Raw genomic sequence first — 25,952 nt, 5'->3', positions numbered from 1 at the left:
ATCTGCTGTTCAGCAGACTGCCACCAAGGTGCTTACTACCGCTGGGAAACGGCGGATATGCAGCGGGGACACGCCAGTTCACGCCCTCACTCCTCCTTCACGCCCCTTGACATGCCCGGCGCGCCCCGCGGCCCGCACCGCGACGCGCGCGTACCGGCGCGGAACATGCCACCGAGCGGGGCGGCGGGACCATGACGGTCCCACCACCCCGCTCGGACCAGCGGCTCCCGTACCGGGTCTGGGGTGTGCGTGCCGCGCCGTGACTGCGGCTCAGTGAGCCACGGCGCGGACCATGGAACCCCGGCGTGGCTGCGCCGGGACCCCGCGGGCGGGTTCCGCTACGGGCCTGCCCGCCGGTGCCGGTCGGGCGGCCGTCGCCGGGTTGCGGCGCGGCTGTGCCGCCACACCGTTCTGGACGTCCATCACGGCGTGCGCGACGAGCCCGCCCATCGGGTCGTGCCGGATCAGATCCCTCAGCCGGGAGCGCGAGGAACGGCCCTCGTTGCCCGGGTAGAGATGCTTGCCGAGCCCGACCGCGTGGGCGAGCGCGGCGAGCGCCGCGGTCCGCGGGTCCGGTGGCACGCCGGTACGGATCGCCGAATCCAGCCGGGACCTGATCTCCCGGCTGATCGCCGTGTCCGTCGCCTGATAGCGCGTCGTCGGCAGCACCCCGCACATCTGGCCCGCCACGGCATGCACCATGCCGCACCGCTCCAGATGCGAGAGATAGGTCTGGCGCAGCCCGAGTCGTGGCCCGCCGATCCAGTGGACCGCGCGCACCGGAGCGCCGCGCCTGCGCAGCAGCTCCAACGCACAGTCCAGAGTCGGATCTCCTGTCGGCCGTGGTACCACCACGGCGATACGATCCCCGTCTGGGGCTATCCGTCCGGCCAGCGCCAGCTCCACTAGCTGTGCTCCGGCCAGACCGAGGTCGAGCGACTGCGGCTGTGCAGTGGTACCCGTGGTCGGGTCCAGTGCCAGCAGCAGAAGCTCCTCCGGAATTGTTCTGCGGCTCCTGCCCATCCATGCCTCCCCGCGTGGATGAATGACAGGGTGACCCCTCTCACATTGGTCTGTCGAGGGTGCGTGACCGGTTCGTAGTGGAACCGGTAGGTATGTCGTTCTCGTCTACCGCAGGGGCCAAGCCCCCACACAGGACACTGGTACATGGTTCGGACAGCGCGCGGGAAGCGTGCGGCGCAGAGGAGGCATCGGTGGCGGGCGAGTCCCCCGACAGGTCGAAGCAGCGCGAGTCGTCGGCAGAACCGACGTCGGGGAACGGGACACCGGTTCCCGATCCCCGTGACCCCCGCGTCGCCGTCACCCGCGAGCCGTCCCGTCCGGACGGAGCGTCGACCGACTCCGCGCCGGACCGGGCACCGGACTCCGCGACCCGGGTACTGACGATCCCGCCGACGACCGGGCCGGGGGGCGGGGACGGCGACGGTGACGGTGGCGCGGATGCCGGTACTGACACCGATGCCGGGGCTGAGGCTGCGGCTGCGGCTGACGGCGACCGGTTGCGGGAGGCGGTGGCCGGGTGGGTGACGGCGGACGACGAGGCCGACCGGCACGACGACCGGGGCGACGGCGAGGGTGACGGCGGTCCCGGCGAGGGCGGCGAGGGGGCGCAGGCTTCGATAGCGACCCCGGAGGACGCCCCCGAGGACGCCGGGAAGGGCCCCGAGGACGCCCAGGGCGGCCCCGAGGACGCCCGGGAGGCCCCGGAAGCCGCCGGGGACGCCGAGGACGCCTCACCGGAGCCGGGGACTCCGCGGCAGCCGCGGGACGCGGACGAGGCGGACGACGCGGACAACGCGGACAACGCGGACGAGGTGACCGCGGAGGGTGCCGGTAGCGCCCGGGATTCCGCGCGGGACGGCGACGAAGCCGAGGCCGACACCGGGGCCGAGCCGGCGCCCAAGCCCGCCGACGCCACGCTGATGCTCACGGCGGAGGCGCTGAAGGCGGGCGCGACCCCGGACACGGACGCCGACACCGAGGGCGAGGGCGACACCGAGGGCGTCGACGGCAAGGGCGCCGACCAGGACACCGACGGCGACACCGGCGACGACACCGCCTCCGGAGCCGCCGACCGGGAAGCCCCGGACAAGGCACCCGAAGAGCCCGCGGCACCCGCCGCCCAGGACGCCACGGACGCCGACACAGACACCGGGACCGACACCGGGACAGACACCGGGACAGACACCGGGACCGTCGATCAGCCGACGACCATGCTGAAGCTCCCCCCGGCCACCACCCCGGAGCGTGAGGCCGAGCGGACCAGCAAGTTCGTCGCCCTCAAGCCCCTGGAGCGGCCCAGCGCGCCGCCCGCGCCCGAGGAGCCCGCGCCGCCGGTCGCCAGCCAGACCCGTACCACCGCGATTCCCCAGGTCGGGCCGGAGTTCACCACGCAGCAGCCGCTGCCGCCGAGGCCGCCGCTCGATCTGCTCGCCGAGCTGACGAACACGCCGCCGCCCCCGGCGACCCCGCTGCGGACGGTGGTCCGGCGGGTCAAGATCTGGACCCCGCTGGTCCTGCTGCTGCTCATCGTGTTTGCGGTCGTACAGACCGTCCGTCCGCTCCCGGCGCCGTCCCTCGCGCTGACCGCGCAGGAGAACCACACCTTCGAGGGCGGGAAGGTCGACATCCCGTGGCCGTCGGACGGACAGGCCGCGCTGGACGTCCAGGGCATCGGCTCCTTCGGCTCCTCCGGTGAGCAGAAGCCGGTGCCGATCGCGAGCGTCGCCAAGGTCATGACGGCCTATCTGATTCTGCGTGACCATCCGCTCAAGAGTGGCGCGGAGGGTCCGATGATCGACATCGACCAGCGCGCCGAGGACGAGTCGGACGCCGGTCAGGAGTCCACGGTGGATGTCACCGCCGGGGACCAGATCTCCCAGCGGGAGGCGCTGGAGAGCATCCTGATCGCTTCGGCGAACAATGTGGCCCGGCTGCTGGCCCGCTGGGACGCCGGGTCCGACGAGGCGTTCGTGGACAAGATGAACGCCGCCGCCGAGGACCTCGGCATGACCAACACGACGTACACCGACCCCTCCGGGCTGAACGACTCGACGGTGTCGACGGCCGTGGACCAGGTGAAGCTGGGCAAGGCCGCCATGGAGCAGCCGGTGTTCCGTGAGGTCGCGGCGATGATGTCGTACGACGACTACCAGGGGACCAATCACTCCAACTGGAACCAGTTGGTCGGGCACAACGACGTCGTCGGGATCAAGACCGGGACCACCACCTCCGCGCTCGGGAATCTGCTGTTCGCGGCGAAGAAGGAGGTCGGCGGGGCGACCCGGACCGTGGTCGGCGCGGTGGTGCGGCAGCCGGCCGGCGGCTCGGACAACACCATCCTCCAGGGCGCGCTGTCGGCCGGTGACCAGCTCATCCGGGCCGCGCAGCAGGCGCTGACCGCGCAGACGCTGCTGAAGAAGGGCGATGTCGTCGGGTATGTGGACGACGGGCTCGGCGGGCGGACGCCGGTGGTGGCGACCCGGGACGTGAACGCGGTCGGCTGGGCGGGCCTGGAAGTGGAGCTGTCGTTCAAGGGGAACGACCTGCCGCGCACGGCGAAGGCGGGCACCCAGGTCGGTTCGCTGACCGTGGGCGACGGCAGCGGCGGCGCGGTCTCGGTGCCGGTGGCGCTCCAGCGGGATCTGGCGGAGCCGAGCTGGACGGACCGGCTCACCCGTATCGGCTGAACCCGGACGCGTAGCACCCCGTCGGCGGGCACCCACCCCGGAGCCCGTCGGCGGGGTGTCTGCTAGCGTCACGAAACGGACAGGTCGGCGGTCGTGACGACCGCGCGGTGGAGCCGGGACGAACGAGACACGGCCGACAGCGGAACCGCCGGGAGAAGACGGGACACGGGGAGTGCCTTGAGGTGGCCACTGCGGAGCCGACACGCGCCGGGAACAGGGGTACGCAGCCGGGAGCGGCGGGAGCGGGAAGCGGGCCGCGAATAGGGGAAGGTTCCGGTGGGCGGGCGGGCGTACCGCGGCGCCGCCGGGCGCTGACCCATCCGGTGCTGTTCGCCACCGTGCTGGCGGCGGTCCTGCATCTGGTCTGGTTCTTCACGTTCGCCAACAGCGGTGGGGATCTGGCGGCGCAGGACGCCTGGGCGGAGTTCGCGGGGCGGCATCCGGACTCGGCGTACAACCTGGCCTGGTACGGCGGGATGCACCCGGTGTCGTACAGCGCGGTGTCGCCGTATCTGATGTCCGTGCTCGGGGTGCGGACGACCATGATGATCGCCGGGACGGTGTCGGCGGCGCTGCTGGCGCTGATGCTGGTGCGGATCAGGGCGGTGCGCAATCCGTTGTGGGCGTCGCTGGCCGGGGTGTTCGCGCTGCTGTGCAACGCGGCCTCGGGGCGGGTGACGTTCGGGCTCGGGGTGCTGTTCGCGCTGGGCGCGGTCGCGGCGGTGTTCTGCTGGCCGTACAAGTGGCGGTACCGGCGGGTGGCGAAGGCGCTGGTGGCGGCGCCGCTGGCGGCGCTGGCGACCATGGCGTCGCCGGTGGCGGGGCTGTTCGTGGGGCTGGTCGCGGCGGCGCTGTTCCTCCAGAAGCGGCGGCCGGGCGCCTGGGTGCTGGGGCTGCCGCCGGTCGCGGTGGTCGCGGTGTCGGCGTGGGCGTTCCCGTTCTCCGGGACGCAGCCGATGTCGTTCGGCTCCGCGGCGCTGCCGCTGCTGTACGCGGTGTTCGTGTTCCTGGCCGTGCCGCCCGCCTGGAAGACCGTACGGATCACGTCGGCGGTGTACGCGCTGGCGGTGCTGCTGGTGTGGCTGGTCAGTTCGCAGATCGGGTCGAACATCACCCGGCTGCCGATGCTGTTCGCGGGGGTGGCGCTGGTGGCGGCGCTGCCGTTCACGGTGGCCCGCTCGCGCCGCTGGTACGCGCTGGTGACGGCGATCGTCGGGTTCGTGGGGTGGATCGGCTACAAGTCGGTGGACGATGTCGTGCACACCACTCCGGCCGCGTCCTGGGCGCGGGAGCTGGCGCCGCTGGTCAATGAGTTGCAGGTGGTCGGTGCCGACCAGGGCCGGGTGGAGGTGGTCCCGGCGCGGTCGCACCGGGAGGCGTCCGCGCTGGCCCCGTATGTGAATCTGGCCCGGGGCTGGAACCGGCAGGCCGACATGGAGCGCAATCCGCTCTTCTACGACGACACCCTGAACTCGGCGAACTACCACGAGTGGCTCAAGCGCTGGGCGGTGCACTTCGTGGTGCTGCCGAAGGGCGCGCCGGACGGGGACGGCGGGGAGCGGGAACGGGAGCTGGTGCAGCGCGGGCTGCCGTATCTGACGCAGATCTGGGGCGACGCCAACTGGCAGCTGTTCGAGGTGACCGATCCGGCGCCGCTGGCCGATCCGCCGGCCACGGTGGAGCGGGCCGGGCAGGAGGGCTGGACGATCCGGGTGAGCCGGCCGGGCGAGGTGCTGGTCCGGGTGCCGTACTCGCCGTGGCTGGGGCTGGTCGACGCGGAGGGCAAGGGCGTGGAGCCGCCGCAGGAGTCGGCGGCGTCCAAGGACCGGCCCGAGGGCACACCGAAGACGTACGACAACGTCAACGGCTGTGTGATGGAGGCGGCCGAGGACGCGCGGGGCGACAAGTGGACGGTGCTGCTGGCGCCGCAGGCCGGGACGTACCGGCTGGGGGCGCCCTATCAGCTGCCGCGCGGGACGCCCTGTCCCCGGGAGCTGCGGGAGGGCGTGACCGGGGTGGAGCCGTAGAGCGGCGTCTCAGCGCAGCTTGTCCACGTAGGTGTCCGTGCCGGGGATCGTCGGGACGAACGGGGCGAGGAGTTCCAGGCGGCCGAGGCCGGACGCGGTGATCGCCTCGTCCAGGCCGGTGAACAGCGGGTCCCAGCAGGCGCGCGGGTCGCTCTGGAGGAACCACAGCAGGGTGAGCCGGGTGTCGACGCCCTCGACCTGGCGGACGTAGCTCATGCGGTCGCCGGGCAGCGGGACCGGGCGGAAGACGGTGACGAGGGCGGCCGGGGAGCCCGCGAGGCGCTTCGGGAGATGGCGGGCGGTGAGCCACTCGGTGAGGGCGTCGCGCCCGGCGGCGTCGGGGGCGTCGACGACCTGGAGGACGAGGCCGGTGTAGGGGTGGTCCAGGGCGTGCAGGTCGCGGGGGCCGGCGGCGCCGTCGCGGTAGACGGTGGTGACGTGGTCCTGGAACGCGGTGAACACATGGGTGCGGTCGCGGTAGACGCGGGCGTCCCGATTGAGCCGCTGGTTGATGGCGACGGTCCACTTCATATGGTCGCCGTGGCGGCCCTCGGTGATCCAGTACGTGGAGAGGTAGCAGCCGGTGGTGACGGGCTGGGCGACCGCCGACTTCTCGGGGACGCGCAGCAGTTGCAGATCGCGGGTGGCGACCCAGCGGCGGCCCGCGAACATCCAGGGCATGGCCATGGCGCCCGCGTAGTAGTGGTCGTCCTCGTACCAGCGGTTGTAGGCGTACTCGTGGCCCGGGTGCGGCTCGACCATGGTGATCAGGGCGTGGCCGGGCCGCACTCCATAGGGTCCGGTGGCGGCCAGTTCGGCATAGTCCGCCGCGCCTCGGGTTCCGGCCGTCTCGTCGCTCGCGTCCGACATGGGAGCTTCCCTCCTTCTGCGGTCGCCCATACTCTGACGCCCCGTCAGACAATCCGCCAGGGTCGGGGAGGCCCCCATGTCACTGCTCGCAGGCAAGACCGTCGTCGTCACCGGGGTCGGGGCGGGGCTCGGCCATCAGGTGGCGGCGGCCGTGGTCCGGGACGGCGGGAACGCCGTGCTGGGGGCGCGGACCGAGGACCGGCTGAGGCAGTGCGCGGCGGAGGTCGACCCGGACGGCACCCGGACCGCGTACCGGGCGACCGACATCACCGACGAGGGGCAGTGCGCGGCGCTGGTGGCGCTGGCGCGGGAGCGGTTCGGCGGGGTGGACGCGCTGGTGCAGGTGGCCGCGTGGGACAGCTACTTCGGGGGCGTCGAGGACGCCGACTTCGCCACCTGGCAACAGATCGTGGACATCAATCTGCTGGGCACCCTGCGGATGACCCGGGCCTGTCTGCCGGGGATGCGGGAGCGGGGCGGCGGGTCGGTGGTGTTCATCGGTACGCAGTCGGCGGTGGCGGCGGCCTCGGAGGTGCGGCAGACGGCGTACTCGGCGTCCAAGGGGGCGCTGACCAGCGCGATGTACTCGCTGGCGCGGGAGGTGGGGCCGGACCGCATCCGGGTGAACACGGTGGTCCCGGGGTGGATGTACGGGCCCGCGGTGCGGGCGTTCGTGACGTTCACCGCGCGGTCGGAGGGAGTGGCGGAGGAGGTGGTGCTGGCCCGGCTGACGGAGCGGATGGCGCTGCCGGAGCTGGCCACGGACGGGGACGTGGCAGACATGGCGGCATTCCTGGCGTCGGACCGGGCGCGGGCCATCACGGGGCAGTCGCTGCTGGTCAACGCGGGGGAGTTGATGCGCTGAGGGGGGTCGGGGGGCGTCTACCGAAGGGTCTTTCTCTGTCGGTTCTGTTCAGATCCGTGAACTGAGGTCATCAAGCAGAACGATTTTACGTTCTCTTGACCCTCAGCTTCCTTGTCGTGTCCGCGCCGCCGCCCGGACGATGAGCGGGCTGTCACGAGGCGTTCACAAGGCGGAACAACAGGCGTATTTCTGGACGGAACTGTGGAAGGGGGCTCATGAACGGTCTCGACTGGGCCGTGCTCATCGGCTACTTCGGCGTCATGGTCGCGATCGGTGTCTGGTCCCACAAGCGGGTGGACAACGTCAGCGACTTCTTCACCGCCGGGGGCAAGATGCCGTGGTGGCTGTCCGGCATCTCGCACCACATGTCGGGCTACAGCGCGGTCATGTTCACCGGCTATGCGGGCATCGCCTACACCTATGGGGTCACCTCCTTCGTGACCTGGTCCTTTCCCATCGCGCTCGGGATCGCCATCGGGTCCAAGCTGTTCGCGCCGCGGATCAACCGGCTGCGCGGCCGGCTGCATGTGGCCTCGCCGCTGGAGTATCTGAAGAACCGGTACAACCTGCCCACCCAGCAGGCGCTGGCCTGGTCCGGGATGCTGCTGAAGATCGTGGACGTGGCGGCGAAGTGGGCGGCGATCGCGACCCTGCTCTCCGTGTTCACGGGTGTGTCCCTGAACCAGGGCATCCTCATCACCGGTGTGGTGACCGGCATCTACTGCACGATCGGCGGGCTGTGGGCGGACGCGCTGACCGAGCTGGGGCAGTTCGTGATCCAACTGCTGGCCGGGCTCGCGATGTTCGTCGCGGTGCTGGTGGAACTCGGCGACTACGGCGGGTTCTTCGGCGTCTGGGACCGCCCGGAGCTGGACGGCCATGAGAAGCCGCTGGTGGGACCGTACGGGACGGTCTTCCTGCTGGCGTTCCTGTTCATCAAGCTGTTCGAGTACAACGGCGGGATGCTCAACCAGGCGCAGCGGTACATGGCGACGCCCACGCCGAAGGAGGCGGAGCGGTCGGCGCGGCTGAGCGCGGCGCTGTGGCTCGTCTGGCCGCTGGTGCTGTTCTTCCCGATGTGGATGTCACCGCTGCTGGTGGAGTCCCAGAAACCGGACGGGTCGGACTCGTATGCGCTGATGACCGAGCAGTTGCTGCCGCACGGGCTGCTGGGGCTGGTGATCGTCGGGTTCTTCTCCCACACGATGGCGATGTGCTCCTCCGACGCCAACGCCATCGCCGCGGTCTTCACCCGGGATGTGGCGCCGGTGCTGTCGGCGAAGGCGCGGACGTGGTCGGACCGGTCGGGGCTGATCGCCGCGCGGCTGACCACGGTGGTGTTCCTGGCGCTGTCGATGGCGGTGGCGACACAGGTCAACTCGCCGGCGTTCAAGGACATCATCACCGTCGTCATCAAGTGGGTCGCCGGGCTGATGGGGCCGATCGCGATCCCGATGATGCTGGGGCTGCTGCGGCAGTTCCGGCGCTCGGGCCCGACGGCGGCGCTCACCTCCTGGGGCGCGGGTCTGCTGGCCTTCTGGCTGGTCAACTACCCGATCAACTGGAGTGTGGAGGGCGGGGTGCCGTTGCAGTACCAGGTGTCGGTGCCGCTGGCCGTCTCGCTGGTGCTGTACATCGTGATCGGGCTGGTCAAGCCGGAGGACACCCCGGAGCGGGACGCGATCATCGAGCGGATCAACACGGACGGGGACGACTCCGCCGCCGCGGCGATCCCGGCCCAGGCGTCCGGAGCGGCGCCGGTGAAGGACTGACCGGGCGGGCGCGGTACGGCGAGGGGTTCCCCGGGTCTGGGGGACCCCTCGCCGTACGCCCGGCCGGGGGTTCCCCGGGTGCGGGCCCTTCGTCGTACGCCCGGCCAGGGGTTCCCCGGGTGCGCCCCCTTCGCCGTACGCCCGACCAGGAGTTCCCCGGGTGCGGGACCCCTTCGTCGTACGCCCGGCCAGGGGTTGCCCGGGTGCGCCCCCTTCGTCGTACGCCAGGCCAGGAGTTCACCGGGTGCGGGACCCCTTCTCGTACGTCCGGTCGCCCCGGGGACGGGCGACGGGTTCCCGGAGTCCGGGGCCCCATCGTCGTACGCCCGGCCGTCCCCGGTTCCGGACGCCGCCGATCATCCGGCCCGGGGACGCAACCGTCGGCTGCTCTTCTCCCTCTCGGTGGACAAGAGCGCGGTCGTGCGCACGACCATCGAACGGCCGCGCGGACGAACCAGCGCGAGGAGAAACTGTGATACGCGCCCGCAGATCATGGGCCACCGCGATAGCGGTGCTGACAGTGGCGGGGGTGGCGCCTGCGGGGGCGTACGCCGTCCCCGCGCCGCCGGAGATACGCACCGCCACCGGGACACCCGACGCCGGGAGCGAGTTGCCGCCCGGCTGGAGCATCACCGACGAGAAGGGCCGCGACCACCTGGAGTGGCGCGCGGACGAGCCGGTCCCCATGGGTGACGCCCGGGTGGAGTTCCACGCGAACGGCGAACTCATGGGCGTACCCAGGCCGCTGGACGACGGCCGGACCTTCCGGCTCCCCCTGGACGAGGTCCGCACCGACGACCTGAAGGACCTTCAGGTGCAGGCGGCGGGGCGCCGTCTCGACGCCGCCCCGGACGCGGGCGCGGACCGCCGGGCAGCACCGGCCGACCCGCAGTTGCCGCCGGTCCTGCCCGCGGGCGGGGTCGACCCGGGCAAGCCCGGCCGGTACGCCACCACCACGGGCGAGTACACCGTCCCCTCCGTCAAGCTCCCGGGCTTCCCCGAGCCGGTGGAGATGCAGGGCGTCGTCGTCGCCCCGAAGAAGGCGCCCGGCAAGCGGCCCGTCGTCCTCTTCCTGCACGGCCGCCACTCCACCTGCTACATCCCGGGCAACCCCGACGAGATCACCGGGGACTGGCCCTGCGCCGCGGGCTCCAAGCCGATCCCCAGCCACCGCGGCTATCTGCGCGACCAGCGCCTGCTGGCCTCCCAGGGATACGTCACCGTCTCGATCTCGGCGAACGGCATCAACGGCCAGGACTGGGCCGCCGAGGACGGCGGCGCCCAGGCCCGCTCCTCCCTGATCCGCAACCACCTCGGCCGCTGGGCCGACTGGGCCGCCCGCCCCGGCTCCGCGCCGGACGCCGTGCGCAAGGCGCCGAAGACCGACCTGTCCCGGGTGCTGCTCGTGGGCCACTCGCGCGGCGGCGAAGGCGTCAACCGGGCGGTGATGGACAGTCTGTACAAGCCGCCGGCCGCCCAGGACGGCTACCGTCCCGCGGCCCGCTGGAAGATCCGCGGCACGGTCCACATCGGCCCCACCCTCTTCGGCCAGAACCCGGTGCCGGACGTGCCCTCGCTCACGATCCTGCCGGGCTGCGACGGGGATGTCTCCGACCTCCAGGGCCAGATCGTCACCGACGGCACCCGCGCGGTGAGCCAGGGCAAGGCCCTGCACAGCTCGGTCTACATGGTCGGCGCCAACCACAACTTCTTCAACACCGAGTGGACCCCGGGCCAGGCCGTGGCCCCGTCCGACGACGACTTCTGGCACGACCCCGACGCCCCCGACCCGCTCTGCTCCCCCGGCACCGCCGGACGCCTCACCGCCGACCAGCAGCACCGGGCGGGCGCGACCTATATCGCCGCCGCCGCCCGGCTGTTCGTGGCCGGTGACGACCGGGTGCGCCCGCTGATCGACGGCACCGGCCGCCGCGCGCCCTCCGCCGATCCGGCCCGGGTACTGACCCACGCCGTCGGTGGCAACCGGGGCGCCGGGTTCCTCCCGGACGACCCGCGCGGTCCGGTCCGGGTCACCGGGGCCCGGCTGTGCGACGCGATCGCGCCCGGCGCCTCCGCCTGCATGGACCGGAACAACGACCCTGGCACCTCACCGCACTTCGCGACCTGGCGCCCGGAGCACGAGACGGGCCGCCGCGCGGTCGCCCTGAACTGGCGGACGCCGGGCACCACCGCCCGCGTCACCCCGAAGAAGCCGATCTCGGTCAAGGGCGCGCAGAGCGTCGCCCTGCGGATCACCGTGCCGCCGAACAGCAGCGGCACCCGGTTCGACATCGGCGTCAAGGACGCCAACGGCAAGCGGGCCAAGCTGGGCGGCGTCCGGATCGACGGACTGCCCGGCACCGACCGCACCTCCTCCTACTGGGCGCAGGAGGTCCGCGTCCCGCTGACCGCCGCGACCCGCGCCGGACTGGACCTCAGCAAGATCGCCTCTCTGGAGCTGACCCCGACCTCGGGTGCGGGCAAGGCGTGGCTGATGGACGCCTGGTCGTGGCAGCCGGGCACGCCCGCGGCCCAGGCCGCGCCGCTCACCCGGGTCGACATCGGCCGCCTCACCGTCAAGGAGGGCGACTCCGGCTCCCGCACCTACCAGGTCCCGGTCCGCACCACCGGCCAGAAGGCCGGGAAGGTCCGTGTGTACGTGATCGACCCGGAGACCGGCCAGGCCACCGGCCGACTGGTCGAGGTCGGCCCCGGCACCGCCGGGATCAAGGTGAGTGTGAAGGTCGACGGCAACACCCGCTACAGCCGGGACAAGCAGCACGACATCCTGGTCAAGGCGGTCAGCGGCACGGTCGTCGGCGCGGACGGCGGCGGGATCACCGCCGAGAACGACGACCCGATGCCGACGGTGAGCGTCACGCCGGTCGCCGACGACATCACCGAGGGCGCCCCGCTGACCTGGCGGCTGTCCCTCTCCGAGCGGGCGGACGACGACATCTGGACCCGGCTCGCACTGCTCCCCGTCACCGGTGACCGCCCGGAACTCTCCACGGCCGACGTCGACCAGGAGTGGCTGTCCGAAGTGATCTGGGAGATCCCGAACCCGCCGGTCCCGCTGTCGAAGCTGGACTACGCGACCCTGTGGACCACGATCCCGGCGGGCGCCCCGTCCGCCGACCTCACGATCCCCACGATCACCGACGCGACCCAGGAGCCCACGGAGTACGTCCGCCTCCAGCCGATCGACGACGAGGGCAACCCGACGGGTCCGGCGGTCGAGGGGAAGGTGGCGGACCGGAACTAGAAACACCGGTGGCGCCTTTCAGGGGCGCGGGGGCGCGGTCCGAGAGTCCCGCACGGAGCGAGCCCCGATCCTGAACAGTGTGACCAGGCGCCCCGCGTGCTCCCCTCCCGGGGGCACGCGGGGCGTGTCGCTATACCGGGATCAGCTCGGGCCGGACGACGGCACGGGCTCGCTCGTACAGGGCCTGCGCCTCGTGGTTGCGGAGGTGGGGGCGAATCAGGTGGAACATGTCGGTCATGCGCTGGTCGATACGGCCTGAGTTGACCAGAGGGTAGTCATCGAGCGCGAGGCCCCACGTATGGCACGCCGCTTCGAGGTACCCCACGGACAGCTGCTGCTCGGCAAGGATCGCCCTGTGGTGGGCGCGCGTGCGTCGGTAGATGTCGTCCCGAAGCCGGTCCGACTCCTCCATGGCCGCGATGGCTCCGTGCACATCGCCCATTTCGAAGCGCACTCGACTGGTGTGGTAGTTGAGCGCGGCGGGGTCGTAGGAACCGAAGACCTTCCCGCGAGACTCCGCCTTGTCCATGGCTACTTCCGCCGCGTGCAGGTACAGCAGCGCGGATCGCCGGTCCCCGATCTGTGCGGCTGCGTGCGCTTGCTGGCCGACGAGGAAAGCGCGCATCCGGGGACCGGCTTGCGGCGAGGCTGCCGCCGCGGCATCGGCAAGCCGCTTGGCCGTGGGACCTTGGCCCAGGTTCACGGCTTGCACACTCATCCCGCGGAGTGTGGTGCAGTACGTCAGATGGTCTTCCGAGGCTCCGGCAAACTCCAGTGCTTTGAGGTAATAGCGCTGGGCAAGCCCATGCAGCCCCTCGTCGACCGCCATGTACCCGGTGAGGTAGCAGAGATCGGAAGCGGCGGACATCATCGCCTTACGTACGTCCTCGGGGCCGTCCGTCCGCAGAAACGGAGCGACGGTGTTCACGAGGAAGGCCGCGGCGAGGGGTCGAGCCGTACGGCCGCCGAACTGATCGTCCATGGTGGAGAGCTGCTCCGTCATGGCGGTGACTGTATGGACGTCGGACATACCGATGCGGGTCCGCGCGCCCTTCTGGGCGGCCTCTATGCGCCCGACTACATCCGGCCAGTCGGGGACAGTCACAGCGACGGAGAACAGGGCGACGCTCAACACGCCACGGCGGGAAGGGTCCATGTCCAGCCTTCCGAGATCAGCGATCGGGCATCCTCGCCCGGCCCTCAACTCCCCATGCCCGTTCTCGCTCTCCGTGACGCACTGCTTGCAGTAGTCGTACTCTGGCCCCATGACTGAAGTGGGCAAGAAAGTCAAGGCAGCCCGCAAACTTAGTGGGCTCACTCAGACCGAGCTGGCCGAATCGTCCGGTGTCTCCCTCTCCACCATCCGGAAGTTGGAGCAGGGGGAGCGGGACGGGGCACGGATGGAGACGCTCCGGGCCCTTGCCCTGGTGCTGCGCATCCCCACCATGTCCCTTGTCGCGGAACCCTCCGAGGACGGCCCCACACCAGGAACTTCCGAACTGTGGGGCCCGGTACGCGCGGCGCTGCTTCGGCCTCCCCACGTAGACGGCGACGATGAACCACCCACCGCACGTGGCGTGTCCGACGCCGTGGCGGCGGCCGTCCCCTACTACCACGCGCTTCGGTTCACGGACCTGGCGGCAGTGCTACCCGGTCTGATCAACGATGCGGAAGCGCTCGGAAGCAAGGGGCGTTCCGAGCGGCTGCGGGTGCTGCAATTGGCGGCCGGTGCTCTGACGCACACCCGCCAATTCGACCTTGCCGAGATCGTATTGCGGCGGGCCATGGATGACGCGGCGGACCGGATGACCACGTCAGCGACCGTCAACAGCCTGTGCTGGTTGCTGATGCGGCAGGGGCGCTTGGACGAGGCTCTGAAGACCGCCTCACACTGGGCGGACGAGCTTGAGCCGCGCATCAGTCGAGCCACCTCCGACGAACTGTCGGCGTGGGGGTTGCTGCTGCTGAACGTCTCGGCTGCCGCTGTCCGCAACAACCAACCGGGGGTCGCGTCGGACGCGCTGAAGTTCGCTTCCAGCGCGGCGACCGCACTTGCCAGGGATGTACGTCCCACACAAGAACAGATGCGGACGTTCGGCCCCATCTTGGTCCGCATGAAGACGGTCGAAGATGTCTTGGTGCGTGACAGACCCGACCGCGCACTTCGGCTCGCGAGGACGCTGGGCAAGACTGCGCCGCGATCGGCCGTACTGCCCTCGGCAAGCGTGCGGGCACGTCATGGGCTCTCCGTCGCGAGCGCGTATGCCCGTCTCGGGCAGTACACCGAAGCGTTCGGCAAGTTGTCCGCGGTGCAAGCGTCGTCGCCCGAGTGGTTCCCCAACCAGACCCTCGCCCGGGACGTGCTGCGTTCGGTTGTCGACGGGCGCCGGAAGCTGACACCCGAGATGCGAACCATGGCGGGCACGCTGCAACTCCTTGTTTGAGAGGGGCAGTTCGCTGCTATGAGTAGCGGAAGCATCACAGACGGCATTCATTGATGAAGCAAGAGAGGCGTGAAGCGGAACTGAACACGCCGAGCCGGATACCCACGTCCCACGGCGACGGAAGGTGGGGGTTTGCCTCATCCTGGGCAGTGTGACCACGCGCCCCGCCTTGCTCCAGACTTGGGCGTGACGGGGCGTTGTGCCTGCCACTATGCAGCGGTCACGAACTGTCGGACGCGCTCGTTGAAGTCCGCCACAAGAGGGTGGCGACCGAATGGAACCATCCGGTGCTGAATATCCTGGGCAGCTTCGACGCAGCGGGAGGACTTGACCTGCCGGGCGAGGTCCAACGTTCGAACCCCCGTTGCATGTGCTGCTTCGAGGTCTTGTTTCTGGAGATGAGAAACGGCAAGTGCGGCATGAGACATGGCTCCGCGCCGAGCACGCTTTTGCTCCCGGGCGTATTCGATGGATTGCCGCGCATGTTCCGCGCTTTGGTCTGCCTGGTTGAGATCACGGAATGCGTTCGCGTATTCGCCGTGGAGATAGGCGCCATCGATGAACTTTGCCCATTCGGGTTCGTCGTCGCGAACAACGCGGGTGAACGCGGCTTCGGACTCTGCGACCGCCTTGGCCGTGGCAGCCTTGTCGCCGAGTAGGGCGAGTGCCCGTGCTTCGAGTGCCCAGAGATCGGCGAGGCAGGCGGGCGAGTGGGCACTGCGGAGCCCCTGTCGTCCCGCTTGCGCGAGTCGTCGGCCCTCGCTCGGGCTACCGAGCAACGTTGCTTGGTCTGCCATCCCGGCAAGGACGTGTGCACCCAGCGCGACATCCCCCGACTCCTCGGCCAGCCGCAGCGCCTGGATCAAGTAGCGCTGAGCGGTGCCGTGTTCACCGCTGTCATAAGCCATCCAGCCGAGCAGGTACGTCTGCTCCGCGGCTGCACTGCACAGCGCCCGGCGGACGTCTTCCGAGTGCGTGCGGCGCAGAAGTGGGTAGACGTGCTGGTTCATGTACTCGGTGAGTACGAGACGCCCGGACCCGCCCCCCTGCATCACGTCCATTTCCTGAAACGTGGCGAACATGTTTCGGACGCTCGTCACGTCCTCCAACCTGACACGGGGTCCGGGCTCAGGTTCCTGGTCAAGGGTGCTCAGCAGCCAGTCACGCGACGGGCCGACTCCTGCCGCTGTCACGAACGGCGACGCGGCGAGAAACTTCCTGCGATCCATGTCCGCTCTCCCTAACTCGGTCACTGACTCAACCGTCTCTTGGAACGATGGGCTGTAGGTCAGGGGCCGGTCAAGGTCGGGCGACTCTCCAAGCCCAAGGTCATATGTGGTCACACGACGCTTGAACACGTCTGAGAACACATCAGCGATGATCTTGGGCAGGGGGTCGCGCGGCATACCTCCCTGCAACCATCGGCGCACGTTGGACGCGTCGGGGTTCACGTGCCGATGCCCGTAGAGGCGGGCCCTGGCCGCCACTCGGCGAGCCAAGTCCCCTTGCGACAGTCCCGAGCGGCCGAAGGCGTCGGCTAATTTCTGGTTCATTGGTGTTTCACCATCGCTCATCGTCACGTCCCTTCGTCGCGCCTGGTCCAAGTGCCGCTCCTCGCGGGCCCGGCCGAGGCAGACCCGCGCGCCCTCTAGCGGAGGTACTCCTCCAGGAGGAACCGCGCGACCAGCCCCCCCCACCCGCCTCCACCCAGCGGCGGCCTCACCGTCGCCCGGCCCTCCAGCTCCGAGAGCCAGGCGGGCGGGAGGGCCGTCTCGCCATGCAGGACGCTGAGCAGCCCCCCGGTCCGTGGCTACGGGAACGCGCGTACGCCGAACGATGTGAGCCTCTCCGGAGTGGAGCGGCATCGTCATCGTTCGGCGTACGGTTCCGATGTCGAGTCAGAACGGAGTAATCATGCCTTTCTCCCATGACGAGCACATCGGCACGCGAGTGCGAATCGCCAGAAACGCCGCCGGGCTTACCCAGGTCGAGCTGGCCGACTTTCTCGGCCGGGCCGAGTCCTGGATGGCGAACGTCGAGGCGGGTCGCCAAGTACTCGATCGCTTCTCCGTCATCACCGCAATCGCTGACCGCTGCGACGTGGACGTGGTGTGGCTGCTCGGCCAGCCGTACCGGCTCCAGCGCGGCAACGGAAGCCTCGCGCACACCTACATCCCGGCCCTGCGCACGGGCCTTCGTCGGACCGGCCTGATCCTTTCCGGTCATCCCGGCCTCATTCCGCAAGGCCCTCAGGCCAGCCTCGCGGACGTGCGCCGCCGCTCCCGCGAGGCGAACGTCGCCCGCCAGGCGGCGAACCTGCCGCAGGTCGCCGGACTGCTGCCCCCGATAGTCGAGGATCTGAACACGATGCTGCTGTTCGCACAGGGCAGCAACCGTGCCGATGTTCTGCGGCTGCTGGTCGACTCTGCCCGGACCGCGCGGATGGCTCTCAACCAGCTCGGATACCCCGACCTCGCATGGATTGCCGCAGAGGTCGCGGCTGGCGCAGCCACGCAGCTCGATGACCCGGTGGTCAAGGCGGCGGTCGCGTGGGACCGGTGTGGTGCCCTGCTGCACCAGGCGTCGCTGAGGGAGACAGTCGCCGTCGCCGACGCGGCCCTCAGGGACCTTGAACCCCACGCGTCAGGACCGGGCAGCCTCGACAAGGCGGTCTCCCTCCGCGGTGCCCTCCACCTGAGGTGTGCCATCGCGCACGCGCGCAGCAGCCAGGCGAGCGATGCGTGGGCGCGCATCGACCAGGCCCTTGCCGATGTGGGCAGGCTGAGCGTGAACTGGTACGACGTCGACAGCCACACGGTGTTCGGCCGCGGCACCGTGGCGGTGCACGCCGCCGAGGTGGGCGTCGAGGTCGACCAGCCGGACGCCGGGCTGAAGAAGGTACCGGCGGCGACCGTCGAGGAGGTGCCCAGCCGGGAGCGGCGTACCCACTACGCCATTGACAAGGCGCGGGCCCTGCACCGGCTGGGAAAGAGCGCTTCCGCCGTCCTGAAACTCCGGGAAGCGGCCGTCGACGCCCCGTACTACGTGTACGCCGATCCGATGGCGCGGGCCCTGGTGAGCGACATGGCCCGCAAAGGAGTGCCGTCGCAGTCGAGTGCCCTGTCGGGCCTGATCCGGCACATGGAACTCGTGCACTGACCCCTCCGACTCCCGCCTGCAACGCCCCCTAGAAAAACTAGGGGGCGGAGCCCCCGGCGTCCTCCACGATCAAAGGCGTCACGTTCTGTGCCTGGGTGATCACACTGGGGGTCTCGGTGGTGGAGCCGACCAATACCCGCGTACCGGCAGATGCCTTACGCGCCTATGCCCGGCTGGGATGGACCGTCATCCTGGGGCATCGATGGCGCCCTCGTCAGGGCTGCACTTGCGGAAACGACCGCTGCCCTGCGCCCGGCGCGCATCCCGTCCTTCCGGCTGGGCAGCCACTGACCGAAGACACTGCGGACGGTGTCCTCCAGGCAGCTCCCGGCGCCGCCCTGATCGCGATGACACAGCGGTTCGACGCCGTCCTTGTTCCGCACCAGATCGGCATGGCGGCCATGACACGGCTCGACCACAGCCATTCCGTGCCCTGCCTGGTGACGGACTCGCGTACCGCGACGCTGCTGGTCCTGCCGACTACAGGCCAGGACGCCGATGTGGACGACTGTGTCGAGGTCCGCACCGGCGAGTACGGCTGGATCGCTCTGCCACCCAGCCACGGCACCCGATGGGACACCCCGCCCTGGCTGGACGCGACCCGCGCCCCGCGCACGCTCATCCACGGCGGGGCCGTCGGCCGCCAACTGCGCGACATCATCACGATGTCGATGGCCGCTCCGGCTCGCGAGCCGGGGCGATGACCGCCATGACGACGAAACCGGCGGTACGAGCGTCCCGCGCGAACCCGCGCGGTGACGGCTGGTGATGGACCAGCGGATCGAGGTCACACCGCGGGACCGCGGTGCTCCGCCCCGCCAGGAAGACCGCCGTCTCGTCGGTGTGCTGCGCCGGATCGCTGCCGCGAAGCTGCGGTACGCCGGTCTGTCCGAGCTGATGGACGACGTAACCCTCGTGCTGTCCGAGTTGGTCACGAACTCGCTGTGCCACAGCGGCACCCGTCAGATCCAGGTCGTGCTGACGGTCCGGAACGGCTTTCTCGTGGTGGAAGTCATCGACGGCATACCCGGCGACGCGACGCCCGTGACGCCCGTGACGCCGTCGGACGAGATCCCGGAGTCCGGGCGGGGCCTGCTGCTGGTCCAAGCCACCGCCGCGGAGCGCCACGGCGCATGGGGAACCAGCGACGGCGGAGCCCGGACCTGGTGCCGACTCGCCGTGCCCGAGGAAGGGGCAGCCGGGTGATGGTGCCGGCTTCGCTCACGGCCGCGCTTCCACCACCCGTCGTCACGGTCGGCGGCGCGCGGGTGTACTCGGTGAGGACGAGGACCTCTGAGGACTGGATGCCGTTCCTCGACCCCTATGCGACCGGCACGTCCGCCGCGCGCCTTGCCCGTGAGTACCGGGTCGACCCGCATTGGCTCGCGGGGCAGTTGGCGGCGTGGGGCGTACCCGTCCGGGATCAGAACGCCGCCGTGGCCGTACGCAGATCCGCAGCCCAGCCGCGCTGACACTCCACCCCCGCCTCATGACCCGCTCTGTTGCGGGGGCGGCCCTACCCCGGTCGGCTGTCTGCGTGACGGTCGGCAACCGACCGGCTGCAAGAGCACCATCAGCACCACGCACAGACGAATCGACAACGCAGGAGGTTCACAGCATGAGCACCGCAACGACTGTCCCGTTCGGAGTCCGGTACTTAGTGTCCCCACCCCCATCGACGGACGAAGCGCCCGTCATCACCTACAGCGAGGGGCTTCAGCTCAACGTCTGGGCCGAGGGCAACCCGTGGCACGCGATCACGGCCGAGATGCCCGAGACGCAGACCGAGACCAGCAACGGGGACGGCTCGGGCCCCGGCTCGGACTCCGGAACCGACCTGTACTGACATGCAATCCATCCTCATCCTGACCGGCAGGCACGAGCCAGGGCGGTGCCCCGTGCCGACATGACATCGGCCCCCGCCGTGTGGCGGGGGCCGGTCACTCGGGGGCCGGTGGGGGCGCGGGTCACCCGTGGCGCTTGGCGAACTCCACGAGACCGGCGAACCCCTCACGGGTCAGGGCCAGGCGCGGGCCATTCGGGTCCTTGCTGTCACGGACCAGGAACTCACCAGTGGCAGCCGCGTGCTCCGGCGCCCACTCGATGCACTGGCCACCTTCGCCACCGCTGTACGTGCTCTTGACCCACCGCAGGGGTCGGGGGCCGTGCGTGCTGCTCATCTGGCGTACTCCTCCGCGATTTCTCGAATCAGAGCCAAGGACTCTTCGGGGGCGCGAGCGGAAGCCCGCAGACGCTCATACGTCGTGCGCGCGTTGTCTACCGCCGTCGCGGAGTCCGTCACGTGCCCCTGCCCCCTGCTCTCCGAGTACAGGACTGTTGCCCCGTCGTCTGGTGTAAGCAGGGTAAACGGTAGGGACGACGCGGGGGCGCCCGCGTTGAAGCGAAGAACTTGAAGCGTGACGTGGGGGTTTCCTGCGTCTGAGGCAAGGTGGCGGAGCTGGTCAGCCATGACTGCCCGGCCGCCTACCTCTGTTCGCAGCGTCGATTCGTGCAAGATCACCCAAAGCAGGGGCGGGGCGTCACGCTCCATGACCTCTCGACGGGCCAACCGGGCTTCAACTCGGGTCTTGATCTGGTCGTCAGCTTCGCGCGGGTGCGTGGCCCGGAACGTGGCTTCCGCGTAGGCCGGAGTCTGCAACATGCCCATGATCAGCGCGTTGGAGTAGTCCTCAACCCGGCTGGCCTGCTTCTCCAAGTTGATGTACGGCACGAACCAACCAGGGTGCCCGCGCTCGCTCACCCGGACCAGCAACCGGACAAAGTAGCCGGACGTGTTGAAGAACCGGTCACACCCTTCGGCAAAGTGCATCGACGGCAGTGCCTTGCCGTTCTTGACCTTGGATACGTACGGCTCCTTGTAGCCCGTGAAGTCGGCTAGCTCCCGCTGGGTGGCTCCCTTGTGGGCTAGAGCCGCTTCTACCTCACGCCCGAACCACTCAAGGCCATTCGCGGGCTCACCATTCAGTTCGGGTGATGGTTCGGCCATACGTTCAACTCCCATTGTTTCCAGGTGGCTTGGAAAGCCCTCCGACCTGTTGAGCGTATGTCTCGCTGGTGATGCTGGGAGTACACAACGTAAGTACCCGCCCCGCATGAGGGACGAACGACCAACGGCGTACGGAGTGGCAGGCATGGCGACGGCAGGCAGGCAGCAGACGGCCACGGACAAGGTCAGAGACGCTGAGCGGGCGCGCGACGAACTGCGCGACGCGCTCAAGGCGGCGGGGGTGCAACTGCCCTCCCTCGGGCTCGACGCTGCTTCCTGCGCCGGGCCTGCCCCGCTCGCGCTGATCGACTTGGGGCGCTGCAACGTGGCCACGGCCCGCGCGCTTACCGCCGCGCTCCGGTCGAACGAGGGCAAGCAGGGGGCGGCGCGGTGAGTCGGCGCGTGTTCCGCTACGTCCCGTTCACCATCGAGCAGGACGCGACGGCAGAGCCAGAGTACGAAGCGCACTGCGTGTCCGGCGACGAATCCGAGTGCGGCGCCCAGTCCGGCACGCACAGCGACCCGGGGCCGGTCGAGGAGTGGCAGCGCAGGCACACGCAGGAGACCGGGCACCGTCGCTACCGCCGGAACTTCGGCGACTACGCGGTGATGCGTCCCCCGGCGGAACTGGCCGAACCGGCGAGAGCGAACGGGGGTACGGCGTGATGTTCGCCCCGTCCGTTGAGCGTCCGTGGCGCGATGCGTGGCCCCTGGTTGCGCAAGTCGGCGACGGTAACGCATGGGTGACGGGGGCGTGTTGGCTGTTCTGCCGCCGTGAGGGCGTCGCCGTGCTGTGGGTCGGCTCGGTGACCACACCCGGCGCGACCGGCGACGTGTACGCCTGTGGCCCCTGCCTCGCGGAGCTTGACCACATGGTGCGCGTCCAGGCGTACGACCGCGACGGGCAAGGCGACCGCGCCGCGCAGTCCGCCACCCTCGCCGTACCCGCCCACGTGCCCCCGCCGCGCCCCCTGCCCGCAGAGGGTTCCGGCGGCCGTCACCGCGCACCCCGCCGGGGCCGCGACCTGTCCGCGGCCCTGCCCGCAGGGGTGGCGCGATGACCAAGACCAAGACGTGTGAGCACCGGCAGACCGAGCAGCGCGACGGCAAGACCTACTGCCGGGACTGCAAACGACAGCTCTACCTGTGAAGACTCCGCCCCCTGCCGGGGATGACCTGTCAACCGGTTCTCCCACACCGAACCCCCGGCAGGGGAGCGGGAACCACCCCCACCCCGGTTGGATCATCCACCCGCAACCCTCGGACAGGTCGAGCGCCTACCGGGGCGGGTCCTGCACCACAGCCACCGTACGAAGCGACCAAGGAGGAGACTTGCAAACGAGCCTCGCAGGAACGGAGACCACCGCACCGGCCCCGTGGGGGCTGCGCCGTATGGCTCCGCTGCGCAACGGTTCCCCCTCGCTCTGGCGGTACGCGGGCATCGACCCGGCTACGCAGACCGGCCGATGGGTCGGGGAGGACGGAGCGATGACGCCGGCCGAACTCGGCAAGCACGGCACGAGCGTGAACACCTACCCGCCCACACAGGTCGGCAAGGACGGCAAGGTAGACAGCGACTCCGGCCACGACGCGACACAGGACTAGGGGGTAGCGCCATGGACGGACGCCCGGTGCTGGTCTGCACGGAGTTCGAGGACGCAACCGCTGATCTGGTCATCGCGGAACTGAACCGGCGCCGGGTGCCCGTCCTCCGGTTCGACCCGGGGCGTGACTTCCCGGCGCCCGTGGTGCTCGCCGCGCACGTCGGGGCGGGCGGATGGGGCGGGCGGCTGACGGTCGGAGAACGGACGGCCGACCTGTCCGCCGTACGCGCCCTGTACCACCGTCGGCCGAGTGCCTACCCGACGGGTGGCGGCGAGCAGGTGGCCCGGTTCGCCGCGCAGGAGAACCGGCGCGGCCTGGGCGGCGTGCTGGGCGCGCTGCCGGGGTGCCTGTACCTGAGCCACCCGCAGGCCATCGCGCGGGCGGAGTACAAGCCCGCGCAGTTGTCCGCGGCGCTCCGGGCCGGGCTCACGGTCTCGGCCACGCTGATCACGAACGATCCGATGGAGGCCAAGGCGTTCTGCGCCGCACAGCCGACCATCTACAAGCCGTTGCACGCGGGGGCGTACGAGGTCGAGGGCGAGCCTGCCGGAATCTGGGCCGCTCCGGTCGAGGCGGGCGAGGTCGACGGCGCGGTGAGCCACAGTGCGCACCTGTTCCAAGCGCAGGTGTTCAAGGTGGCGGACGTGCGCGCGGTCGTCGTCGGCGAGCAGGTGTTCAGCGCCCGGATTACCGCGCCGCCCGGGGTCGTGGACTGGAGAGCCGAGTACCAGAGCCTCACCTACGAGCCGGTTGCCTGCCCGGACGGGATACGCGGGGCGTTGGTGCGGTTCCTCGCCGCTTTCGGCCTGAACTTCGGTGCCTTCGACTTCGCCGTGACCGCGGACGGCGCATGGTGGTTTCTGGAGTGCAACCCCAACGGCCAATGGGCGTGGCTGGAAGACGCGGCCGGACTACCGATCACAACCGCAATCGCAGACCTGTTGGAGAACGGAGCGAGTCAGCATGAGTGACCCCATGCCGTCGGAACACCTACGGGCCGACCTCGCGCGGCGCCTGTCCAAGACCGGTGCTTTGCGTAGCCCGGAATGGGAAGCGGCCGTGTTGTCCGTGCCCCGTGAGGCGTTCCTCTCGCGCGGCTGGTTCGAGTACGAAGAGGGCGGCTGGTACCGGCCCTCGGTCGGAGACTCCGCAGAAGGACTCGCGCGGATCTACGAAGACGACACCCTCGTGACGCAGGTGGCCGGGGGCGTCTTCCCCGACCAGGTCGAGGGGCGCATCGCCGCGGCCCCCTCGTCGTCGTCCACCCTGCCGAGTCTGGTCGTGCGGATGCTCGAAGACCTCCGGGCGACCGAGGGAACGCGCGTTCTGGAGATCGGCACGGGTACGGGCTACTCAACCGCGCTGCTGTGCCATGTCGTCGGCGAGGACAACGTGACCACGGTCGAGGTCGACGCCGAGGTGTCCGCCCGTGCAGGGATCGCGCTCGCGGGCGCCGGGTACTGGCCTGCCCGCGTGGTCGGTGACGGACTGGCGGGCTACAAGGAGGGCAGTCCGTATGACCGCGTGATCGCCACGTGCGGCGTGCACACGGTGCCGGCCGACTGGCTCGCGCAGACACGCCCCGGCGGTGAGGTCCTGGCCACGGTCGGCGGATGGATGCACGCATCCGAACTCGTACGGCTCACGGTCGCCGACGACGGCACGGCCAGCGGCCCGGTTCTCGGCGGACAGGTCTCGTTCATGCTGGCCCGCCCCCACTGTCCGCCCCCGCTGGGCATCCTGCCGAACCTCAGCGAGGGCGACGCGGTGCCCGCCGAACTGGGCGCGGATGTGCTCGACGACTGGACGGCCCGGTTCGTCGCGCAGTTCGCCGCGCCGCGCGCACAGCGGCTCACACTGGAACGGGACGGCCGAACGGAACACGTCGTGATCGACGTGGACGCCGAGGCGTGGGCGGTCGTCTTCCAAGACGGCGGACGGTGGATGGTCCGGCAAGGCGGCACGGCTCGACTGTGGGACGAGATCACCGAGCGTGTCACGCATTGGCAGGCGGACGGGCGCCCGCCCGCCGACCGTATGCGGCTGCACGTCGGCCCCGACGGGCAACGCCTCACCTGGGCGTGACCGCGGGCTGACAGCCTCGATGCCGCCCCGTCCGTCCGTCGTTCCCCCGTGGCGGACGGGCGGGGCTTCCTTACGCGCTCGGGGTGGACTCTTCGGGCGCCTGCTCGGGCTTCTGTTTGGCCACGTACGTACCGCGCCCCGACACCGCGTACACGAGCGCTTCCTCGGTGAGCACGGCAATCGCCCGGCGGACGGTCGGGCGGGATAGGCCGTACTCGTCGGCGAGGGCGTTCTCGCTGGGCATGGCGCGGTTGGGTTTCCAGTCGCCTCGCTGCACGCGTGCGCGCAAGATCCCCGCGAGCTGCTGAAACGGCGCCTCTGGCGCGTCGCGCTCCACCTGGTCATCCGGCCCGTACTCCATGGGCCGACGGTATCCGGCCGACCGCCCCCTGACACCCCCTGACAGGCTCATGCAGCCCTTTACAGGCTTTTACAGGTGGGTCTAGGGTCGGCCCACAAGAAAGCCCCGGCAACGACGGGCTAGGTCGTCACCGGGGCGGAGCCCATCAGCTGTAAGGAGCTGACGAACGTGGCCGACCTTATCGCGCGCGCCCTCGCGTGCCTGTGCTCGCTGCTGCTGCCCTCTCGGGGGAAGCACCGCGCCACCCCCGCCCCCGCGCCGGACGCGGCGCCCGCCCCGTCTCCGCGGCCCCGGCGTTCGCTGCCGGAGCACAAGAGCCGGTACGCCCGCGAGGCGGCCGAACGGCGCCCCTTCGTGGACACCGTCAGCCCCGTACGCCCGTACGTGCTCGCAGAGCCTCGCAAGCGGCCGGACGACCCGAAGCGGCGGGCGCAGGCCGAACGGCTGTGGGCGCTGGACATGGCGGCGCGCGGTATCGACGTGGGCCCCAGCGTGATTCACGGCGTGCACGTCGGCACCGGTACCCGTACGGTCCGGGTGGCGGTGGGAGCGTGAGCGCCGCTGTCTGCTGCCGTTGCAAGCGGCTGACCCTCGCCCCTGTCGCGGTGCGCTACGTCGAGCGGGCGAGCGGTCCCGGGTGGACGCTGTACGCCTGCCCCGACTGCGCGCCCCACCTCGCCCCCGGTCCCCTGCCCGCGGAGACCGCCCCGCCACGGCGCGGCTGACCCTCTGCCGACCCCTGCCCCGTCCGGATCGCTTCCGGGCGGGGCTTCGTCGTCTCC

Annotated in this window: 26 protein-coding genes; 19 read left to right on the top strand and 7 right to left on the bottom strand. The window is 70.4% G+C overall.

The window, feature by feature from the left end; genetic code table 11:
* Positions 1–270 precede the first annotated feature (270 nt).
* Positions 271–1,023 carry a GPP34 family phosphoprotein gene (locus AB0D49_RS13130; RefSeq protein ID WP_362755522.1) on the bottom strand — a complete coding sequence of 251 codons (753 nt, stop codon included), beginning with the start codon at positions 1,021–1,023 and terminating at the stop codon, positions 271–273.
* Between the two features lie 191 nt (positions 1,024–1,214).
* On the opposite strand from AB0D49_RS13130, the gene AB0D49_RS13125 reads away from it, so the two are divergent.
* Positions 1,215–3,710 (top strand): D-alanyl-D-alanine carboxypeptidase, encoded by a 2,496-nt coding sequence (locus AB0D49_RS13125; RefSeq protein ID WP_362755520.1) that lies wholly within the window; start codon positions 1,215–1,217, stop codon positions 3,708–3,710.
* 260 nt (positions 3,711–3,970) lie between these two features.
* Positions 3,971–5,737 (top strand): MFS transporter, encoded by a 1,767-nt coding sequence (locus AB0D49_RS13120; RefSeq protein WP_362755818.1) that lies wholly within the window; start codon positions 3,971–3,973, stop codon positions 5,735–5,737.
* 9 nt (positions 5,738–5,746) lie between these two features.
* Here the strand turns inward: AB0D49_RS13120 and AB0D49_RS13115 are convergent, their stop codons facing one another.
* A complete protein-coding gene (locus AB0D49_RS13115; RefSeq protein WP_362755517.1) occupies positions 5,747–6,607 on the bottom strand; it encodes a hypothetical protein in 861 nt (286 codons plus the stop codon).
* A 76-nt stretch (positions 6,608–6,683) separates the two neighbouring features.
* Between AB0D49_RS13115 and AB0D49_RS13110 the strand changes: the two genes are divergently transcribed.
* From AB0D49_RS13110 to AB0D49_RS13100, 3 genes are all read left to right on the top strand, one after another.
* Positions 6,684–7,472 carry an SDR family oxidoreductase gene (locus AB0D49_RS13110; RefSeq protein ID WP_362755514.1) on the top strand — a complete coding sequence of 263 codons (789 nt, stop codon included), beginning with the start codon at positions 6,684–6,686 and terminating at the stop codon, positions 7,470–7,472.
* A 215-nt stretch (positions 7,473–7,687) separates the two neighbouring features.
* On the top strand, positions 7,688–9,244 hold the full coding sequence (locus tag AB0D49_RS13105; RefSeq protein ID WP_362755511.1) for a sodium:solute symporter family protein: 1,557 nt from the start codon (positions 7,688–7,690) through the stop codon (positions 9,242–9,244).
* A gap of 472 nt (positions 9,245–9,716) precedes the next feature.
* On the top strand, positions 9,717–12,509 hold the full coding sequence (locus AB0D49_RS13100) for a hypothetical protein (RefSeq protein WP_362755508.1): 2,793 nt from the start codon (positions 9,717–9,719) through the stop codon (positions 12,507–12,509).
* 130 nt (positions 12,510–12,639) lie between these two features.
* Here AB0D49_RS13100 and AB0D49_RS13095 read toward each other — a convergent pair whose 3' ends face one another.
* Positions 12,640–13,665, bottom strand: a complete 1,026-nt coding sequence (locus AB0D49_RS13095) for a transcriptional regulator (protein ID WP_362755505.1) — start codon at positions 13,663–13,665, stop codon at positions 12,640–12,642.
* Between the two features lie 109 nt (positions 13,666–13,774).
* On the opposite strand from AB0D49_RS13095, the gene AB0D49_RS13090 reads away from it, so the two are divergent.
* Positions 13,775–14,953 carry a helix-turn-helix transcriptional regulator gene (locus AB0D49_RS13090; protein WP_362755502.1) on the top strand — a complete coding sequence of 393 codons (1,179 nt, stop codon included), beginning with the start codon at positions 13,775–13,777 and terminating at the stop codon, positions 14,951–14,953.
* A gap of 209 nt (positions 14,954–15,162) precedes the next feature.
* On the opposite strand, the gene AB0D49_RS13085 is transcribed toward AB0D49_RS13090, so the two are convergent.
* Entirely contained in the window at positions 15,163–16,527 is a 1,365-nt protein-coding gene (locus tag AB0D49_RS13085) for a transcriptional regulator (protein WP_362755499.1), read from the bottom strand.
* Between the two features lie 340 nt (positions 16,528–16,867).
* Here AB0D49_RS13085 and AB0D49_RS13080 point away from each other — a divergent pair, with 340 nt between their 5' ends.
* The 5 genes from AB0D49_RS13080 to tgmA (AB0D49_RS13060) all read left to right on the top strand — a co-directional run bounded on the left by AB0D49_RS13080 (position 16,868) and on the right by tgmA (AB0D49_RS13060) (position 19,958).
* The gene (locus AB0D49_RS13080) at positions 16,868–18,112 is read left to right on the top strand and encodes a helix-turn-helix domain-containing protein (RefSeq protein WP_362755496.1); all 1,245 of its coding nucleotides are present in this window, start codon (positions 16,868–16,870) and stop codon (positions 18,110–18,112) included.
* Between the two features lie 347 nt (positions 18,113–18,459).
* On the top strand, positions 18,460–18,816 hold the full coding sequence (locus tag AB0D49_RS13075; protein WP_362755493.1) for a hypothetical protein: 357 nt from the start codon (positions 18,460–18,462) through the stop codon (positions 18,814–18,816).
* A 64-nt stretch (positions 18,817–18,880) separates the two neighbouring features.
* Positions 18,881–19,318 carry an ATP-binding protein gene (locus AB0D49_RS13070; protein WP_362755490.1) on the top strand — a complete coding sequence of 146 codons (438 nt, stop codon included), beginning with the start codon at positions 18,881–18,883 and terminating at the stop codon, positions 19,316–19,318.
* Complete coding sequence (locus tag AB0D49_RS13065; protein WP_362755487.1) at positions 19,318–19,584, top strand: hypothetical protein; 267 nt, start codon at positions 19,318–19,320, stop codon at positions 19,582–19,584. Before AB0D49_RS13070 ends, AB0D49_RS13065 begins: the two co-directional genes overlap by 1 nt.
* A gap of 17 nt (positions 19,585–19,601) precedes the next feature.
* Complete coding sequence (tgmA, locus tag AB0D49_RS13060) at positions 19,602–19,958, top strand: putative ATP-grasp-modified RiPP (protein WP_362755485.1); 357 nt, start codon at positions 19,602–19,604, stop codon at positions 19,956–19,958.
* 121 nt (positions 19,959–20,079) lie between these two features.
* On the opposite strand, the gene AB0D49_RS13055 is transcribed toward tgmA (AB0D49_RS13060), so the two are convergent.
* Both AB0D49_RS13055 and AB0D49_RS13050 read right to left on the bottom strand, forming a co-directional pair.
* On the bottom strand, positions 20,080–20,292 hold the full coding sequence (locus tag AB0D49_RS13055) for a DUF397 domain-containing protein (RefSeq protein WP_362755481.1): 213 nt from the start codon (positions 20,290–20,292) through the stop codon (positions 20,080–20,082).
* Complete coding sequence (locus AB0D49_RS13050; protein ID WP_362755478.1) at positions 20,289–21,119, bottom strand: helix-turn-helix transcriptional regulator; 831 nt, start codon at positions 21,117–21,119, stop codon at positions 20,289–20,291. Before AB0D49_RS13050 ends, AB0D49_RS13055 begins: the two co-directional genes overlap by 4 nt.
* A 145-nt stretch (positions 21,120–21,264) precedes the next feature.
* Here AB0D49_RS13050 and AB0D49_RS13045 point away from each other — a divergent pair, with 145 nt between their 5' ends.
* From AB0D49_RS13045 to tgmC, 6 genes are all read left to right on the top strand, one after another.
* Positions 21,265–21,513, top strand: coding sequence for a hypothetical protein (locus tag AB0D49_RS13045; RefSeq protein ID WP_362755475.1), 249 nt, complete (start codon positions 21,265–21,267; stop codon positions 21,511–21,513).
* Positions 21,510–21,785, top strand: a complete 276-nt coding sequence (locus AB0D49_RS13040) for a hypothetical protein (RefSeq protein ID WP_362755472.1) — start codon at positions 21,510–21,512, stop codon at positions 21,783–21,785. The genes AB0D49_RS13045 and AB0D49_RS13040 overlap by 4 nt, the downstream gene beginning before the upstream one ends.
* Before the next feature lie 77 nt (positions 21,786–21,862).
* Positions 21,863–22,180: a hypothetical protein gene (locus AB0D49_RS13035; RefSeq protein WP_362755469.1), complete on the top strand. Its 318-nt coding sequence runs from the start codon at positions 21,863–21,865 to the stop codon at positions 22,178–22,180.
* 271 nt (positions 22,181–22,451) lie between these two features.
* On the top strand, positions 22,452–22,724 hold the full coding sequence (tgmA, locus tag AB0D49_RS13030; RefSeq protein ID WP_362755466.1) for a putative ATP-grasp-modified RiPP: 273 nt from the start codon (positions 22,452–22,454) through the stop codon (positions 22,722–22,724).
* 11 nt (positions 22,725–22,735) lie between these two features.
* The gene (tgmB, locus tag AB0D49_RS13025) at positions 22,736–23,695 is read left to right on the top strand and encodes an ATP-grasp ribosomal peptide maturase (protein WP_362755464.1); all 960 of its coding nucleotides are present in this window, start codon (positions 22,736–22,738) and stop codon (positions 23,693–23,695) included.
* Positions 23,688–24,809, top strand: a complete 1,122-nt coding sequence (gene tgmC, locus AB0D49_RS13020; RefSeq protein ID WP_362755461.1) for an ATP-grasp peptide maturase system methyltransferase — start codon at positions 23,688–23,690, stop codon at positions 24,807–24,809. Before tgmB ends, tgmC begins: the two co-directional genes overlap by 8 nt.
* A 70-nt stretch (positions 24,810–24,879) precedes the next feature.
* On the opposite strand, the gene AB0D49_RS13015 is transcribed toward tgmC, so the two are convergent.
* Positions 24,880–25,170, bottom strand: a complete 291-nt coding sequence (locus AB0D49_RS13015; protein WP_362755458.1) for a GntR family transcriptional regulator — start codon at positions 25,168–25,170, stop codon at positions 24,880–24,882.
* A 168-nt stretch (positions 25,171–25,338) separates the two neighbouring features.
* Between AB0D49_RS13015 and AB0D49_RS13010 the strand changes: the two genes are divergently transcribed.
* Both AB0D49_RS13010 and AB0D49_RS13005 read left to right on the top strand, forming a co-directional pair.
* A complete protein-coding gene (locus AB0D49_RS13010) occupies positions 25,339–25,725 on the top strand; it encodes a hypothetical protein (RefSeq protein WP_362755455.1) in 387 nt (128 codons plus the stop codon).
* On the top strand, positions 25,722–25,895 hold the full coding sequence (locus tag AB0D49_RS13005) for a hypothetical protein (RefSeq protein ID WP_362755452.1): 174 nt from the start codon (positions 25,722–25,724) through the stop codon (positions 25,893–25,895). Before AB0D49_RS13010 ends, AB0D49_RS13005 begins: the two co-directional genes overlap by 4 nt.
* Positions 25,896–25,952: the final 57 nt, after the last annotated feature.

This window comes from Streptomyces sp. NPDC048290 (genome assembly GCF_040652095.1).
Taxonomy (GTDB): domain Bacteria; phylum Actinomycetota; class Actinomycetes; order Streptomycetales; family Streptomycetaceae; genus Streptomyces.
This window is presented reverse-complemented; position numbering and strand designations above follow the sequence as displayed.